Here is a 16,576-nt window from a genome sequence, read left to right on the forward strand (position 1 = left end):
CTGAGCTGTTTCGGAAGTAGCGCATCTGCTATTCTCTCCTCGACCGCCGAGGAGAGACAGATGCGTGCCGCCGTCAGAAAGTTCGGCAATTCGACCGCCTTGGTTCTGCCTGAGGCATTGCTCGCCGCTTTGGGAGCAACGGCGGGGGACGAGCTGACGGTGTCGGTTGAAACCGGCAGGGTCGTCATCGAACGTGCCGGCTTCGATCCGCGCGCAGGCTGGGCCGAGGACGCGGCGCGTCTCGCTGCGGAAGGCGATGATGGTCTGGTCTGGCCCGAGTTCGCCAATGACGGTGACGCAGATTTGAAATGGTGAGGCGCGGCGAGGTCTGGCTGACCAGCCTTGACCCCACCGTGGGTTCGGAGATCCAAAAGACCCGACCTTGCTTGGTCATTTCGCCGGACACGTTGAACGAGCGGCTGTCCACCGTAACGATCGCGCCTATGACGTCGGGCAGTCGACCAGCACGTTTTCGGGTAGAAACGACGTTCGAAGGCGTAAATGGTTTCGTGCTGCCCGAGCAGAGCAGGGCCGTCGACAAAAGACGGCTGATCCGGCGTCTGGGCGTGCTTGACGATGCTGCCCTACGGCAGGTTCTCGGCATCCTTGTGAAATTCTACACCGAATAGCGCGTCAGCACGTGCCTACCCGACCAACCCCGCCGTCAGCGCGAAGCACGCGCCGACGGAGAGGACCAAGAGCACGGCCTCGACGATCGGGAACTGGCGCCAGAGCTAGCTGCGTGTCGCCGGCCGTTCGTGCTCGCTGGGGATGGCCTTCAAATGCCCGCGCCGTCGACGACCGTCGTCGGATCGATCCGCGCCGGCCTGCGCTCCGTGCGGTCGACGAGGCCGCGCAGGAACGGGCGGACCAGGAAGTCGGCGACGCCGAGCACCACGGCGGCAAGAAGATGCAGACCGAGCAGCAGCGACAGCAGCGCGATGGCGACGGCAGCCAGCGCGCGGAAGCGGATGGCGCCCTTGCGCCGCGACGGGTGCAGAGCGACATCGGCGCCGAGCCAGGCGCGCTGCGCCTTCTCCAGCGGGGTGAGCGCGACGGCCGCCGGCAGCGCGGCGCCTTCGGGGGCGGGGGCATTGGCGCCAACCTCGCGCACCAAGCCGAGCGCCACGGTCTCGTTGGTCAGCTGGTCGATCAGGATGAAGGCGCCGAGGTCGCGGCTCTCGCCATAGGGCACCGTCACCGGCGGCCGGTCGAAGGCGATGGTGACGCGGCCGATCTCGTTCATCAGGAGCGCATTGGCGTCGCGCGGCTGGTAGGTGTGAATGTCGATCGACTTGTCGAGGCTGCGCACGCTGGCCGGCGTCTGGGCCGAGCCGATGCGGGCGATGAAGCGTCCGCCCGAGACCAGCGGCCGCTCGACCATCCAGAGGATTTCCGCCTTCACCGTCTTGTGCGCGGCGATCGTGTCGCCGCGGCGCACCAGCACGTCGCCGCGCGACAGGTCCACCTCGTCGGCGAGCGTCAGCGTGACCGCCTCGCCGGCGCCGGCGCTGGCGACCTCGCCGGAGGGGCCATAGATCGCCTTGATGCGGGTGGTGCCGTTGTTCGGCAGCGCCACGACCTCGTCGCCGCGCGAGACGCGGCCGCCGGCGATGGTGCCGCAATAGCCGCGGAAATCGAGGTTCGGGCGGTTGACCCACTGCACCGGCATGCGGAACGGCGCGCCTTCCTCCTCGAAGGTCTCGGGCGCAGCGGTCTCAAGGCGCTCGAGCAAGGTCTCGCCGGTGTACCAAGGCAGGTTCGGCGAGCGGGCGGTGACGTTGTCGCCGTTCTTGGCCGAGAGCGGGATATAGGCGATGTCGGTGAAGCCGAGGGAGGGGAGGATCTCCTTGTAGCCCGCGACGATGGCATCGAAGACGCCCTGGTCGTAGCCGACGAGGTCCATCTTGTTGACCGCGATGATGACGCTCTTCACGCCGAGCATCGAGGTGATGAAGGAGTGGCGGCGGGTCTGCGGCAGGATGCCCTTGCGCGCGTCGACGAGGATGACCGCAAGCTCCGCCGAGCTCGCGCCGGTCGCCATGTTGCGGGTGTACTGCTCGTGGCCCGGCGTGTCGGCGATGATGAAAGCGCGCTTCGACGTCGAGAAATAGCGGTAGGCGACGTCGATGGTGATGCCTTGCTCGCGCTCGGCCGAGAGGCCGTCGACAAGGAGGGCGAAGTCGAGATCGTCGCCGGTGGTGCCGAACTTCTTCGAGTCGCGCTTCAGTGCTTCCAGCTGGTCGTCGAAGACTGCCTTGGAATCATAGAGCAGGCGGCCGATCAGCGTCGACTTGCCGTCGTCGACCGAGCCGCAGGTGATGAAGCGCAAGAGCGACGGGGCGGGGGAGGGAACCGCCGCGGTGTCGGCGGCAGGGCTGGCGAACTCGGCGTCCGGGATGCGGGCGTTGACGGCGCTCATCAAAAATAGCCTTCCTGCTTCTTCTCTTCCATCGAGGCGCCGCCGTCCTTGTCGATCATCCGGCCTTCGCGCTCGGACGAGCGGCTGCCGCGCATTTCGGCGATGATCTCCGGAAGGGTCGCCGCGGACGATTCCACCGCGCCGGTCAAAGGATAGTCGCCGAGGGTGCGGAAGCGGACCACGCGGTCCTGCACCACTTCGCCCGGCAGCAACTGCATGCGGTCGTCGTCGCGCATGATCAGCATGCCGTCGCGCTCGACCACCGGCCGCGGCTTGGCGAAGTAGAGCGGCACCACCTCGATGTTCTCCAGCGCGATGTAGTCCCAGACGTCGGCCTCGGTCCAATTCGACAGCGGGAACACGCGGAAACTCTCGCCGCTCCGCTTGCGGGTGTTGAACAGGCGCCAGGGCTCGGGCCGCTGGTTCTTGGCGTCCCAGCGGTGTTCGGCCGAGCGCAGCGAGAAGATGCGCTCCTTGGCGCGGCTCTTTTCCTCGTCGCGGCGCGCGCCGCCGAAGGCCGCGTCGAACTTGTGAATGTCGAGCGCCTGCTTCAGCGCCTCGGTCTTCATCACGTCGGTATGGACGCGCGAACCGGAGGCGAAGGGGTTGATGCCGGCCTCGACGCCCGCCTGGTTGGTGTAGACGATGAGGTTCAGCCCCAGCCGCTCGGCGAGACGATCGCGAAACTCGATCATCTCGCGGAACTTCCACTTGGTGTCGACATGCATCAGCGGGAACGGCAGCTTGCCCGGCGCAAAGGCCTTCAGCGCCAGATGCAGCATGACAGCCGAATCCTTGCCGATGGAATAGAGCATCACCGGGTTTTCCGCGGTGGCGGCGACCTCGCGGATGATGAAGATCGACTCGGCTTCGAGCCGCTGGAGGTGGGTCATGCGCGTCGTCTGGGTCAAGCGGCAGGTCCTTTTGCAATCGTGTCGTCGGCGCCGAGCCGCTCGAAGGCGGCGTCGCCATGCTGGTGGCCGGGGACGAGATCCTTGGTCCGTACCACCCGGCCGTCGGCCTCGATGTGCAGCCCGCATTCGCGCATCGTCTCCTCCTCCCACCACCAGCGCCCGGCGCGCTCGGGCTCGCCGGGCTTCAGCGCCCGGGTGCACGGCGCGCAGCCGATGGAAAGGAAGTTCTCGGCGTGCAGCGGGTTGACCGGCACGCCTTGCTCTTCGGTGAAGAGCCGGATGCGCTCGCGCGTCCAGTCGAACAGCGGGTTGGCCTTGATCAGGTCGCGGGCGCCGTCATAGCCGACGAACTCCATGCTCTCGCGGTTGAGCGACTGGTCACGGCGCAGGCCGGTGATCCAGCCGGCAGCCCCTGCCAGCGCCCGGCCGAGCGGCTCGACCTTGCGCACGCCGCAGCAGGCCTTGCGGAACTCCGGGGCGTAGTAGAAGCCGTCGATGCCCTGGTCGTTGACCAGTTCTTCCAGCGGCTCGGCCTGCGGGTACATCGCCTTGATGCGGCGGCCGTACTTCTCCTCGGTCGTGCGCCAGAGCGTGTAGCTCTCCGGGAAGAGCCGGCCGGTATCCAGCGTCTTCACGTCGATCTTCAGCGCGTTCTGGAAGATCAGGTGCGTCAGCATCTGGTCCTCGATCCCGAGGCTGGTGGTGAAGACGGGACGGCCGGGCACCCGCTCGACAAGCAACTGCAGACGCTCCAGCGGGCTCAACGCAGGGAAGGCCGCGTTCAGCTCGGCCGCCAGTGTCTCACGTGAATCATTGCTCATGGATGAGCCTCGAAGGTTGGGGCCGGCATTGGCGCACGGCATCGTCTGCGCCCCGTCTGCCGGCGTCTCCCGGCAAGGAAGACCGGCCCGCGGCTGGCGGTGTGTCTGATCTCCCTCGATGCCGGGGAGACGGCTGGCAGGCTAGGGCGTCGCACACCGTCCTGGCGTGCGTGCCTGCCGTGGTTCGTTCAGTCGGCCGTGCGGCGGGCGGCAAGGCGCTTCTGCAAGATGCTTTCGCCCTCGCCATAGCCGCTCTGATAGTGGTTCACGACGATGCCCTTGGCGTGCATCCACTGCTGCAGCGGCTGGCGGGCGGCCATCGCGTCGGGCAGCTTCACCTCGTCGAAGCCGCAGGCCAGCGCCTCGGCGAACTGGTCGGCGATCAGCGGGCCCGAGGCGCGCAGCGTCCCGGTGAAGCCGGCGCGGCGAAGCTTCTTGGCGAGCGACAGGCCGCGGCCGTCCGAGAAGGACGGGAAGACGACGCTGATGAGATCGAGCGCGCCGAGATAGGGCTCGACCGCCGAGATCTCGGCATCATTGGCGATCACCAGGCCGAGGCGCTGGTTGCGCCGGTCCTCGATCGCGGTGTCGATGACCTCCAGCGGGACCAGGATCGGACCCTGGGCCAGCGACAGCTCGGCGACCTCGTTCACCTCGGTGAACTCTTCGGCGCGCTCGCCCTCATTGCCGACGAGCAAGGTCATGCGAGTTCCTCGACGGTCGCGCCGGTCTTCTCGGCGACATAGGCGGTGAAGCCGGCCTTGAACGGATCGAGACCGGCGCGGCGAACGGTCGCGATGAACTCTTCGCCGGCCGCGCGCTCCTTCAGGTAGACCGCGACGATCGCCTCGATCGCGCCGGGCACATGGTCGCCGTCGATGCCGGGGCCGAGGCGCTCGCCGAGCGCGGCATGCTCCGAGGCGTCGCCGCCGAGGGTGATCTGGTAGTTTTCCTTGCCGGACTTCTCCAGCCCGAGAATGCCGATATGGCCGACATGGTGGTGGCCGCAGGCATTGATGCAGCCGGAGATCTTGATCTGCAGCGGCCCGATGTCTTGGGCGCGGATGTCGTCGCGGAAGACCTCGGCGATGTCCTGTGCGATCGGGATCGACCGGGCGGTGGCGAGCGCGCAGTAGTCGAGGCCGGGGCAGGCGATGATGTCGGTGACGAGGCCCGCATTGGCGGTGGCGAGCCCCGCCGCCTTCAGCGCGGCGTAGACCTCCGGCACGTCGTCCTGGCGCACGCTCGGCAGAACGAGGTTCTGCGAGTGGGTGACGCGCAGCTCGTCGAAGGAATAGCGCTCGGCGATGTCGGCGAAGGCGCGCATCTGCTGGTGCGACATGTCGCCGGGGACCCCGCCGATCGGCTTCAGCGAGACGGTGAGGGCGATGTAGCCCGGCGCGCGGTGCGGAAAGCCGTTCTGGGCGACGAAGCGGTCGAGGCCGGGATCGATCTGTCGCGCGGCGGCGAGCAGCGCCGAGGTCTCGGGCAGCGTCTCGAAGTCGGGATTGGCGAAGTAGGCGGCGATCCGCTCGACCTCCTCGGCCGGGGCATTGATCGTCGGGCCGTTGAGCTGAGCGTATTCGGCCTCGACCTGGCGGATGAATTCCTCCGGGCCGGTCTCGTGCACCAGGATCTTGACCCGCGCCTTGTACTTGTTGTCGCGGCGGCCTTCCGAATTGTAGACGCGCATCACCGCCTCGAGATAGGCGAGGAGCTCGCCCTTCGGCAGGAATTCCCGGATCACCTTGCCGATCATCGGGGTGCGGCCGAGACCGCCGCCGACGATGACCTGGTAGCCGACCTCGTTGGTCTCCGCATGGCGCAGGATGCGCAGGCCGATGTCGTGCACCTTGATCGCCGCGCGGTCGTGCTCGGCGCCGGTGACGGCGATCTTGAACTTGCGCGGCAGCCAGGCGAATTCTGGGTGAAGGCTCGACCATTGCCGGATCAGCTCGCCGGTCGGGCGGGGATCCTCGACCTCGTCCTTGCCGATGCCGGCGAACTGGTCGGCGGTGACGTTGCGGATGCAATTGCCGGAGGTCTGGATGCAGTGCATCTCGACGTCAGCAAGGAGATCCATGATCTCCGGCACGTCCTTCAGCGCCGGCCAGTTGAACTGGATGTTCTGGCGCGTGGTGAAGTGGCCGTAGCCCTTGTCGAATTTTTCGGCGATGTGGGCGAGCTGGCGCAACTGCTTCGAGCTGATCGTGCCGTAGGGCACGGCAACGCGCAGCATGTAGGCGTGCAGCTGGAGATAGAGGCCGTTCTTCAGCCGCAGCGGCTTGAACTCGTCGTCCGACAGCGAGCCGTCGAGACGGCGCGCCACCTGGTCGCGGAACTGGGCGACGCGGTCGCGCACGAAGCGCTCGTCGAATTCGTCATAGCGGTACATCGCGGCTTCCTTTCGGACGGGACGGTGACGGAGCAATCTCTACCGGGAGAAGTTTCCGCGGCGGGGCTGAGCGTCAGCCGGCGTAGGTGTTGCGGAAGGCGGCTTCCTTGCCGAAGTCCGGATGCGTCGAAGGGCCCTTCTGGCGGATCAGCTCACGGAAATGGCGGGCGACCGGCATTCCGCCGGCGTCGATCACCACCGGCACCAGATAGGGATCGACGACGAGGTTGGCCTTCACCGCCGCGGCAGCACGGGCCTGCATGTCGTCGGCAGCAGCCGTGTCGTTGGCCACCTCGGCCTCGGCCGGATTGCGCGTCCAGCCGCCGGGGACGAGGAAGACGACGTCACCTTCCAGGAGATTATTGGCGCTGAGGACGACGGGAAGCTGCGGCCCCTTCGACTTCGGGGAGGCTTTGGGTCCGGCCTTCGCTTCGTTCGCCATCGAGATGCCTTTCGTTCGCCGCCATGCCGTCATCGCCGGCAGGCGGCGCTTGTCATGGTTCTAACTACGCGTTCTCCGCCGAAACTGCGGCGGCGGCAATTCCCTAAACGGTGCAGGAAGGGGAAGAATTTGCTGCCGGGCGCCGAGAATGAGGCGGGATGGTTCAGGCGGGCCTAAATCGCCTCTCCTTGCAGGAGTTTCGGGCTGGCGCGACTGCCGGTGCCCGCCGCCTGGGCGATGAAGGCACGCTTCACGGCCGGCGCGCGATCGACCAGCGACAGGCCGAAACTGCGGGCGGCGCGCAGGAGCGGATTATCGTTCGAGAACAGCCGGTTGAGGACGTCGGTGGTGACGCCCATCTGCACCGTGTCGAAACGGCGCCAGCGCTGATAGGTCTCGAGCACGTCAAGCGCGCCGATGTCGAGGCCGAGACGGCTCGCGTCGACCACGACCTCGGCGAGCGCTGCCGCATCCTTGAAGCCGAGGTTCAGGCCCTGGCCGGCGATGGGGTGGATGCCGTGCGCGGCGTCGCCCGCCAGCGCCACGCGCGGCTTGACGAAGTCGCGGGCGATGGTGAGGCCGAGCGGGAAGGCGCGCTTGCCGCCCTCGACGGTCAATTTTCCGAGCTTGTGGCCGAAACGCTGCTCGAGCTCGAGCTCGAACACCAGATCGTCGCCGGAGACCAGGCGCTCGGCCTCGCGCGTCGGTTCGGTCCAGACGAGCGAGGAGCGGTTGCCCTTCAGCGGCAGGATCGCGAACGGGCCGGACGGCAGGAAGTGCTCTTCGGCGCGGCCGTTGTGCGGGCGCTCGTGCGCCACGGTGCAGACGATGCCGGACTGGCCGTAATCGGTGTGGACGGTGCGGATGCCCGCCATGTCGCGGATCTTCGAGCGCACGCCATCGCAGGCGATGAGGAGGCGGGCCTCGACAGTCTCGCCGCCGGCCAGATGCGTGCCGCCGCTGCCGGCGAGATGAATCTCGATCGAGGCGGGGCCCTCGTCGTAGCCAGTGACGGTCGTGCCGCCGCGGATCGCGACGCCGAGCGCCTCGGCGCGGGCCCGCAAGGCGCCGTTCAGCGCGACGTTCGGCATCATGTGGGCGAAGGGCTCGCCCGGCGTCGCCTCGCCGCCGAAGGTCAGGAACACCGGCCGCACCACGTCCGCGGTCTTGGAGTCGGTGACGATCATCTCGGTGATCGGCTGAGCCTCATGGGCGATGCCGTCCCGGACTCCGAGGCGGTCCAGCATGCGGATCGCGGCGGCCGCGATCGCCGAGGCGCGGCCATCGCGGCGCCAGGCACCGTCGGGCGCCGCGTCCACCACCAGCAGCCGGAGGCCCGGGGCAGCGTCGGCGATGGCGACGGCGGTGGCGAGGCCGACATAGCCGGCACCGGCCACGACGATGTCATAGCGCTCGGGGGTCTCAGACATCACGGCTCCTCGGATAGGCTGTTCTCACTGATCTAGTGGGTTCACCGGGATCGGACAACCGATGCCGTGGTGCCGCAGCCTTTTGTCTCGCCAAGGGTTGCGCCATACCGGGAAGACAAGAGCAGGGGGACCAGGATGGACGAGGGTGTGCGCAAGCTGCTGGAGACGCTGGATCTCGAGCGGATCGAGGAAAATCTCTACCGCGGGGTCTCGCCGGAAGGCGGCTGGCAGCGGGTCTTCGGCGGCCAGGTGATCGCGCAGGCGCTGGTCGCGGCGCAGCGCACCGTCCCCGCCGACCGGCCGGTGCACTCGCTGCACGGCTATTTCATGCGGCCGGGCGATCCGAAGGTGCCGATCGTCTACGACGTCAACCGGATCCGCGACGGCGGCTCGTTCGCCACGCGGCTGGTCTCGGCGATCCAGCACGGCCAGGCGATTTTCACGCTTGCCGCCTCGTTCCAGCGCCACGAGGCGGGGCTGGAACACCAGGCGGCGATGCCGGACGTGCCGGGGCCGGACGAACTGCCGCACGGCGACGAGTTGAAAGCGATGCTCCTGGAGAAAGCGCCCGAGCCGGTGCAGCGCTACTGGCGCCGACCGCGCCCGATCGAGTTCCGGCCGGTCTCCTTCGACCACTACCTGACGACCGAGAAGCTCGAGCCGGTGCAGCAGATCTGGGTCCGGGCGATCTCCGACGTCGGCGACGACCCGGCGCTGAATGCGGCGGTGCTCGCCTATCTCTCCGACATGACCCTCCTCGACACCTCGCTGTTCGCGCATGGCAGCTCGGTGTTCGATCCCGGCATCCAGGCGGCGAGCCTCGACCATTCCATGTGGTTTCATCGCCCCGTCCGGGTGTCCGACTGGATGCTCTACTCGCAGGACAGCCCGAGCTCGTCCGGCGGCCGCGGACTGACGCGGGGCGCGCTGTTTTGCCAGGACGGAACGCTGATCGCCTCGGTAGCGCAAGAGGGGCTCACCCGACCTCGCAGGGGCGCGCCTGTCGCCTCCTAAAGCATCACATGCTTACCATTCAGGCAAATGCGCGAGTTTTGAGCGCATCCAAATGATGCATTGCAGCGTCGGCGTGTGCGGCTGCGGTGGGAAAATGCGGCTAAATCGCGGCATGTCCGGCAATTGGCACGCGGCTTGAATAACGGAGACCAGTCACCCTCGCGGACATGCGGTCCGGAGGGCAGTGGCTCGGCTCTCGCGGACGATTTCCGTTTCGCCGCCGCTCCAGTTTTCGAGGTGCACATGAAGATCGTGATGGCCATCATCAAGCCGTTTAAGCTGGACGAGGTGCGCGAAGCGCTGACAGCTGTCGGTATCCAGGGTCTCACCGTCACGGAAGTGAAGGGCTACGGCCGGCAGAAGGGCCATACGGAAATCTACCGCGGCACCGAATACGCCGTGAGCTTCCTGCCCAAGCTCAAGATCGAGGTCGCCGTGGCGTCCGACATGGTCGAGCGCGCGGTCGAGGCGATCACCACCGCCGCCAAGACCGGCCAGATCGGCGACGGCAAGATTTTCGTCTTCGGCATCGATTCCGCCGTGCGCATCCGCACCGGCGAAGTCGATTCCAACGCGCTCTGAGAAAGGAACTCCTTCATATGCGTTTCGGTAGAACCCTCCTTTCCGCCGCGGTCCTCGCCGGCTTGGCCGCGACCGCGGCCTTCGCCCAGGACGCGGCCGCGCCTGCGGTGGACGCCGCCGCCGCCGTCACCCCTCCCGTCGCCGACGTCATGGACAAGGGCGACACCGCCTGGATGATGACCTCGTCGCTCCTGGTGCTGTTCATGGCCGTTCCGGGCCTTGCGCTGTTCTACGGTGGCCTCGTTCGCGCCAAGAACATGCTCTCGGTCCTCATGCAGTGCACCATGATCGTCGCCGTGGTGATGATCATCTGGGTCGTCTACGGCTACTCCTTCGCCTTCGGCGGCTCGACCAGCCCGTATTGGGGCGGCCTCGCCAAGGTCTTCCTCGCCGGCGTCAGCAAGGAAACCACGGCGACCACCTTCACCAAGGGCGTGGTCCTGCCGGAATACGTGTTCATCTGCTTCCAGATGACCTTCGCCGCCATCACCCCGGCGCTGATCGTCGGCGCCTTCGCCGAGCGCATCAAGTTCTCGGCGGTGATCCTGTTCACCGTGCTCTGGGTCACCTTCATCTACTTCCCCATCGCGCACATGGTGTGGGACGCCAACGGCATGATCTTCGGCTGGGGCGCGATCGATTTTGCCGGCGGCACGGTCGTTCACATCAATGCCGGCATCGCCGCCCTCGTCGGCTGCATCTTCGTCGGCAAGCGGACGGGTCTCGGCCGGGACATGATGGCCCCGCACTCGATGACGCTGACCATGGTCGGCGCCTCGATGCTCTGGGTCGGCTGGTTCGGCTTCAACGCCGGCTCCAACCTCGAGGCCAATGGCGGCGCGGCGCTCGCCATGATGAACACCTTCGTCGCCACCGCCGGCGCCATCGTCGCCTGGTCGCTGGTCGAGACCTTCGCCCGCGGCAAGGCCTCGATGCTGGGTGCGGCGTCCGGCATGGTCGCCGGTCTCGTCGCCATCACCCCGGCCTGCGGCACCGTTGGCCCGGTCGGCGCCATCGCGCTCGGCGCCCTCGCGTCGGTCGTCTGCTACTTCTTCGTCTCGGTGGTGAAGAACAAGTTCGGCTATGACGACAGCCTGGACGTCTTCGGCGTGCACGGCGTCGGCGGCATCATCGGCGCCGTCGGCACCGGCATCTTCACCTCGACCTCGCTCGGCGGCACCGGCTATGTCGAGGGCGTCACCATGGGCGGCCAGACGATGACGCAGATCTACGCGGTCCTCGTCACGCTCGTCTGGTCCGGCATCGGCTCGGCGATCCTCTACAAGATCGTCGACCTGATCGTTGGCCTCCGGCCGACCGTCGAGGCCGAGCGCGAAGGCCTCGACCTCAGCTATCACGGCGAGGCGGCCTACCACTCCTGAGAACGGCGCCGGCGCTCGGCCGGCCCCGTTCGAACACCTGCCAAAACCGAAGGGGCGCGCCGCAAGGCGGGCCCCTTTTTCGTGTCGCCGACCGCTCTAAAACCAGGGCGTCTTGGGAAAATTGCAAACACTCTCTTAGGGTTAAAGAGGCATTAACCAGACCGTCCTACTCTCGCGGCAACGATACCCAGGCTCGATCGCGCCCGGGTACGACCAGACAGACGGGCGGCAGACATGGCATCGACGACAGTGGGAACCCGGCCCGACGCGCGGGCGCGGGCGACAGCAGCGGCACCGGCCGAGCCGGTGAGCTTCTTCAAGCGGCAGGCGGAGATCGCCGGCGGCATCGGCCTGATCGGGCTGGCGGGCTTCCTCAGCCTGGCGCTCGCCAGCTGGACGGTCACCGATCCCTCGTTCAGCCAGTCCAACCACAATGCCGTCGTCAATTATGCCGGCGCGACGGGCGCCGTCGTTTCCGACATCGCCATGCAGATCTTCGGCCTCGGCGCGGTGCTGCTGGCGGTGCTGCCGGCGATCTGGGGCGTCATCCTCGCCGCGGGCAAGCCGGTCGACCGGATCTGGCGCCGCGCCTGGTTTGCGCTCGCCGGCATCGTGCTCGCCTCCGCCGCGCTCGGCTGCCTGTCGGCGCCCGCCGGCTGGCCGCTGCCGATCGGCCTTGGCGGCGTCGCCGGCGACCTCGTTCTCAAGTTCCCGGCGCTCGCCACCGGCGCCTATCCGGAGGGCACGCTCGCCATGGTGCTGGCGGCGATGATCGCGCTGCCAGCCGGCTGGCTGTTCCTCAACGGCGCCGCCGTGATCGACCGCGCGACGCCCGACCCGATGGACACCCGCCGCCCGGTCGCCGCCGCCCTTCGCCAGGATGCGCGCGGCCGCCCGGTCAAGGCCGAGGAGCGCGACGAGGACGAGGAGGAGAGCGAGGGCCGCTTCGCGCTGCTGTTCGGCGCCATCGCCCACACCGCCTATTCCGCCAAGGCAGCCTTCGACCGCCGCCGCAGCGAACGACAGGAGGCCCGCCAGGAGCCCGGCGAGTTCGCCGACCGCTTCGACACCTGGGAGACCGAGGACGGCGATTACGTGGAGCCGGCGCCGCGCGAAGCCGCCCCGCGCGAGGTCGCCCCGCGGCAGATCCGCGTCACCGCGCCCTATGAGAGCGGCGGCTACATCGACCCGATGGACGACGAGGATGCCGGCGTGCCGCGCAAGGACAATCCCGAGCCCTTCCAGTTCGACGTCGACGCCGCCGCCGAGGCACGGCGCCGGAACGCACCGGTGGTCGCCGAGGCCGACGTCGACGAGGACGCGTATGAGGACGAGGCCGGATATGGCGATCACGACGGCCATCACCGCGAGTTCGCGCCGGTCGATCTCGACGAGGAGGGCGGCTGGGAGCCGCCGCTGGACGACGATGTCCGCATCGCCCCGGCCGAGCCGCTGATCGAGCGCCCGGTCGTCGCCGAGGAGCCGAGCGGCTGGCGCGGCATCGCCGCCAACATCGTCGCCTTCCCCGGCAAGCGCCGCAAGCCCGACGCTGCCAATGAGAGCGAGCGCCGCGACCCGCCGGCCGCGCGCCCCGAGCCGCGTGGCATCGCAGCGCCCCGCGCGCCGGAAGCCCCTGCCGCCCGCGTGGTCGCCGCAGCCCCGGCGCCCGTGCCGGCCCGCGGCCGTCCGCAGCGCGGCGGGGCGCTCGCCGCCCAGCGCAATGCGATCGCGCTGCCGTTCGAGCTGCCGCCGATCGAGCTCTTGTCGCCGCCGAAGCCGCGGAGCCGCGACTCCATGCTGTCGCCGGAGATCCTGCAGGAGAACGCCAGGTTGCTCGAAGGCGTGCTCGACGATTTCGGCGTGAAGGGCGAGATCATCGAGGTGCGGCCCGGCCCGGTCGTGACGCTCTACGAGCTGGAGCCGGCGCCCGGCATCAAGTCCTCCCGCGTCATCGGCCTTGCCGACGACATCGCCCGCTCGATGTCGGCGATCGCCGCCCGCGTCGCGGTCATTCCCGGCAAGAACGCCATCGGCATCGAGCTGCCGAACCAGCGCCGCGAGACCGTCTACTTCCGCGAGATGATCGCGTCGGAAACCTTCCTGCAGAGCAAGAGCAAGCTCGCCCTGGCGCTCGGCAAGACCATCGGCGGCGAGCCGGTGATCGCCGATCTCGCCAAGATGCCGCATCTTCTCGTCGCCGGCACCACCGGCTCGGGCAAGTCGGTGTCGATCAACACCATGATCCTGTCGCTCCTGTTTCGGATGACCCCGGCGGAGTGCCGGATGATCATGATCGACCCGAAGATGCTGGAACTGTCGATCTATGACGGCATCCCGCATCTGCTCTCGCCGGTCGTGACCGATCCGAAGAAGGCGGTCGTCGCCTTGAAGTGGACGGTCCGCGAGATGGAGGACCGCTACCGCAAGATGTCGAAGGTCGGCGTGCGCAACATCGACGGCTTCAACGCCCGCGTCGCCTCGGCGATCGAGAAGGGCGAGTCGATCTCGCGCACCGTGCAGACCGGCTTCGACCGCGAGACCGGCGAGCCGATCTTCGAGTCCGAGGAATTCGACCTCCAGCCGCTGCCCTACATCGTCGTCATCATCGACGAGATGGCCGACCTGATGATGGTCGCCGGCAAGGACATCGAAGGCACCGTCCAGCGGCTGGCGCAGATGGCGCGCGCTGCCGGCATCCACGTCATCATGGCGACGCAGCGGCCCTCGGTCGACGTCATCACCGGCACGATCAAGGCGAACTTCCCGACCCGCATCTCCTTCCAGGTGACCTCGAAGATCGACAGCCGCACCATCCTGCAGGAGCAAGGCGCCGAGCAGCTGCTGGGCATGGGTGACATGCTGTTCATGGCTGGCGGCGGCCGCATCCAGCGCGTCCACGGACCGTTCGTCGATGACGCCGAGGTCGAGGACATCGTCAAGCACCTGAAGGCGCAAGGCACCCCGGACTATCTCGATGCCATCCTCGAGGAAGAGGACGATGGCGCCGACGAGCCCGTCAAGGGCGGAAAGGGCGGCGGCGAAGAGGGTAGCACGGACGAGTCCGCCGATCTCTACGACCAGGCGGTGGCCGTGGTGCTGCGCGACGGCAAGGCCTCGACCTCCTACGTCCAGCGGCGGCTGCAGATCGGCTACAACCGCGCGGCGTCGATCATCGAGCGGATGGAGCGCGAGGGCATTGTCGGCCCCGCCAACCATGCCGGCAAGCGCGAGATCCTGGTGCCGACGGACGACGAACGGTAGGGCATCACATTTGCCGGAAGACCGCCGGCGACAACGCCTCCGCCCTATTGAAGCCGCAGCGCCGTGGCATCAGATGCCAACGTGAGACTGCTTCCGCCGGCATGGCGGAAGAGACGGGTGCCGCCCACCGGCGGCGCAGCCAGAAGACACAAAAAGGATGACGATGTTCGATCGAGGCAATACCCGCGGCGCCTTCTCCCGGCTGCTGCGCCGTGCGCTGATGGGCGTGGCGCTGGTCCTGCCGCTCGGTCTGTCGGCGATGCCCGCCAAGGCGCAGGCGAGCGCTGCCGCGCAAGCCGTCGCGGATCACTTCTCCAGCGTCGGCGCGATGACCGGCGACTTCATGCAGTTCGATCCGAACGGCAAGCAGAGCGAGGGCAAGTTCTACATCGAGCGGCCGGGCAAGCTGCGCTTCGACTACAGCGGCACGCCGCTGCGGGTGATCGCCGATGGCGAGCAGGTGGCGATCAACAACCGCAAGCTCAACACCTGGGACCTCTACCCCCTGTCGAAGACGCCGCTGAAGCTCCTGCTCAACCAGCGCATCGACCTGTCGGCGGCCAATATCCAGGCGGTCAAGGAAGAGCCGGACCTCACCACCATCGTGATGGGCGACAAGTCGGTGTTCGGTAGCAGCCGCATCACCATGATGTTCGACCCCGCCAATTTCGACCTTCGCCAATGGACCATCCGCGACAACCAGGGCAAGGACACCACCGTGATGGTCTACAACGTCCGCAGCGGCGTGAAGCTCGACCAGACGATGTTCAAGATTCCCTACACCGCGATCTCGACCGGCCAGACCGGCAACAAGTAGCCATTCCGACCGGCCAGACCGGCAGTAGTTGCTGTCGTCCGACTGTGTGAGCGCCGTGCGTCCAATGGGGCGCGCGGCGTTTCTCGTTTTGATGCCCGGTGGATCGGTCGGTGCCCGGTCAGCTCGTTCCGGCCCGGAAAACCTCGGCGGCTGGCGGCTGCGCTACCGCCTGAAGAAGCCGAGCAGCGCGGCAAGCGTCTCGGCGGGGGCCTCCTCGACGAGGAAATGGCCGCCGTCGATCGGCCGGCCTTCGACACTGGCGCACCAGCGCTTCCAGACGCCGAGCGGCGTCTCGCCGGCGGCGGGAATGCCATGGCTGCCCCAAAGGGCGAGCGTCGGCGCCAGGATCCGCTGCCCCGCGGCGCGGTCCTCGGCGTCGTGCAGCCGGTCGATCGCCCAGCCTGCCCGATAGTCCTCGCAGGCGGCGTGGGTGCGGGCCGGCTGGCGGAACGAGGCGCGGTACAAGTCGAGCGCTGCGGGAGTGAACGCCTCCAGCGTCCCCGAGGCCGTCCAGCTCGCGATGGTGTGGCGGAGATAGGCATCGGGATCTGCGGCGATCAGGGTTTCCGGCATCGGAAAGGGCTGTGCGAGGAAGGGCCAGTGATAGGTCTTCATCGCGGCGCTGGCGTCCATTGCCTCCCAGACCTCGATGGTCGGGACGATGTCGATGACGGCAAGCCGCACCACCCTGTCCGGGTGGTCGAGCGCCAGCCGGTAGGCGACGCGCCCGCCGCGATCGTGCCCGGCGACGTGAAATTGCGGGTGGCCGAGGGCCGTCATCACCGCCGCCATGTCGGCCGCCATTACCCGCTTGGCATAGGCCTTGCCGCCCTGGCTTTCCGGCACCGAGGATTGCCCGTAGCCGCGCAGGTCCGCGGCGACGACCGTGAAGTGCTCCGCGAGTTCCTCCGCGATGCCGGCCCACATCGCCGAGGTCTGCGGGTAGCCGTGCAGCAGCAGCAGCGGCGCGCCGGTCCCCCGGGTATGGACGCAGATGTCGGCGCCGGCACCGGGGACGAGGCGGGTCTCGAAGCGGTCGAACATCGGCTCTCCCTCTGGAACGCCGTCCACCTCGGATGGCGATCCCTGTTGAACG

The 16,576-nt window shown here is 67.9% G+C and carries 15 protein-coding genes; 7 read left to right on the forward strand and 8 right to left on the reverse strand.

Going from position 1 to position 16,576, the window contains the following annotated elements:
* Window positions 1–60 precede the first annotated feature (60 nt).
* Both ACZLZY_RS17130 and ACZLZY_RS17135 read left to right on the forward strand, forming a co-directional pair.
* Window positions 61–315 carry an AbrB/MazE/SpoVT family DNA-binding domain-containing protein gene (locus ACZLZY_RS17130; protein WP_472935422.1) on the forward strand — a complete coding sequence of 85 codons (255 nt, stop codon included), beginning with the start codon at window positions 61–63 and terminating at the stop codon, window positions 313–315.
* Window positions 309–629, forward strand: coding sequence for a type II toxin-antitoxin system PemK/MazF family toxin (locus ACZLZY_RS17135; protein WP_472935423.1), 321 nt, complete (start codon window positions 309–311; stop codon window positions 627–629). The genes ACZLZY_RS17130 and ACZLZY_RS17135 overlap by 7 nt, the downstream gene beginning before the upstream one ends.
* Window positions 630–778: 149 nt before the next feature.
* On the opposite strand, the gene cysN is transcribed toward ACZLZY_RS17135, so the two are convergent.
* The 7 genes from cysN to ACZLZY_RS17170 all read right to left on the reverse strand — a co-directional run bounded on the left by cysN (window position 779) and on the right by ACZLZY_RS17170 (window position 8,424).
* The gene (cysN, locus tag ACZLZY_RS17140; protein ID WP_472935424.1) at window positions 779–2,422 is read right to left on the reverse strand and encodes a sulfate adenylyltransferase subunit CysN; all 1,644 of its coding nucleotides are present in this window, start codon (window positions 2,420–2,422) and stop codon (window positions 779–781) included.
* The gene (cysD, locus tag ACZLZY_RS17145) at window positions 2,422–3,315 is read right to left on the reverse strand and encodes a sulfate adenylyltransferase subunit CysD (RefSeq protein ID WP_472935596.1); all 894 of its coding nucleotides are present in this window, start codon (window positions 3,313–3,315) and stop codon (window positions 2,422–2,424) included. Before cysD ends, cysN begins: the two co-directional genes overlap by 1 nt.
* 14 nt (window positions 3,316–3,329) lie before the next feature.
* The gene (locus ACZLZY_RS17150) at window positions 3,330–4,157 is read right to left on the reverse strand and encodes a phosphoadenylyl-sulfate reductase (protein ID WP_472935425.1); all 828 of its coding nucleotides are present in this window, start codon (window positions 4,155–4,157) and stop codon (window positions 3,330–3,332) included.
* Window positions 4,158–4,345: 188 nt separating this feature from the next.
* Complete coding sequence (locus tag ACZLZY_RS17155) at window positions 4,346–4,861, reverse strand: DUF934 domain-containing protein (RefSeq protein ID WP_472935426.1); 516 nt, start codon at window positions 4,859–4,861, stop codon at window positions 4,346–4,348.
* Window positions 4,858–6,552 carry a nitrite/sulfite reductase gene (locus ACZLZY_RS17160; protein ID WP_472935427.1) on the reverse strand — a complete coding sequence of 565 codons (1,695 nt, stop codon included), beginning with the start codon at window positions 6,550–6,552 and terminating at the stop codon, window positions 4,858–4,860. The genes ACZLZY_RS17155 and ACZLZY_RS17160 overlap by 4 nt, the downstream gene beginning before the upstream one ends.
* 73 nt (window positions 6,553–6,625) lie before the next feature.
* The gene (locus ACZLZY_RS17165) at window positions 6,626–6,994 is read right to left on the reverse strand and encodes a DUF2849 domain-containing protein (RefSeq protein WP_472935428.1); all 369 of its coding nucleotides are present in this window, start codon (window positions 6,992–6,994) and stop codon (window positions 6,626–6,628) included.
* Between the two features lie 173 nt (window positions 6,995–7,167).
* Window positions 7,168–8,424, reverse strand: a complete 1,257-nt coding sequence (locus ACZLZY_RS17170) for a ubiquinone biosynthesis hydroxylase (RefSeq protein WP_472935429.1) — start codon at window positions 8,422–8,424, stop codon at window positions 7,168–7,170.
* Window positions 8,425–8,559: 135 nt separating this feature from the next.
* On the opposite strand from ACZLZY_RS17170, the gene tesB reads away from it, so the two are divergent.
* The 5 genes from tesB to ACZLZY_RS17195 all read left to right on the forward strand — a co-directional run bounded on the left by tesB (window position 8,560) and on the right by ACZLZY_RS17195 (window position 15,480).
* Window positions 8,560–9,438, forward strand: coding sequence for an acyl-CoA thioesterase II (gene tesB / locus ACZLZY_RS17175; protein WP_472935430.1), 879 nt, complete (start codon window positions 8,560–8,562; stop codon window positions 9,436–9,438).
* Between the two features lie 243 nt (window positions 9,439–9,681).
* The gene (locus tag ACZLZY_RS17180; RefSeq protein WP_472935431.1) at window positions 9,682–10,020 is read left to right on the forward strand and encodes a P-II family nitrogen regulator; all 339 of its coding nucleotides are present in this window, start codon (window positions 9,682–9,684) and stop codon (window positions 10,018–10,020) included.
* 17 nt (window positions 10,021–10,037) lie between these two features.
* Window positions 10,038–11,402, forward strand: a complete 1,365-nt coding sequence (locus ACZLZY_RS17185; protein WP_472935432.1) for an ammonium transporter — start codon at window positions 10,038–10,040, stop codon at window positions 11,400–11,402.
* A 234-nt stretch (window positions 11,403–11,636) separates the two neighbouring features.
* Entirely contained in the window at window positions 11,637–14,663 is a 3,027-nt protein-coding gene (locus ACZLZY_RS17190; RefSeq protein ID WP_472935433.1) for a DNA translocase FtsK, read from the forward strand.
* A gap of 163 nt (window positions 14,664–14,826) precedes the next feature.
* On the forward strand, window positions 14,827–15,480 hold the full coding sequence (locus ACZLZY_RS17195) for an outer-membrane lipoprotein carrier protein LolA (protein ID WP_472935434.1): 654 nt from the start codon (window positions 14,827–14,829) through the stop codon (window positions 15,478–15,480).
* A 162-nt stretch (window positions 15,481–15,642) separates the two neighbouring features.
* Here ACZLZY_RS17195 and ACZLZY_RS17200 read toward each other — a convergent pair whose 3' ends face one another.
* A complete protein-coding gene (locus tag ACZLZY_RS17200) occupies window positions 15,643–16,524 on the reverse strand; it encodes an alpha/beta fold hydrolase (RefSeq protein ID WP_472935435.1) in 882 nt (293 codons plus the stop codon).
* Between the last annotated feature and the right edge of the window lie 52 nt (window positions 16,525–16,576).

The organism is Mesocryomonas lacus, assembly GCF_055730135.2.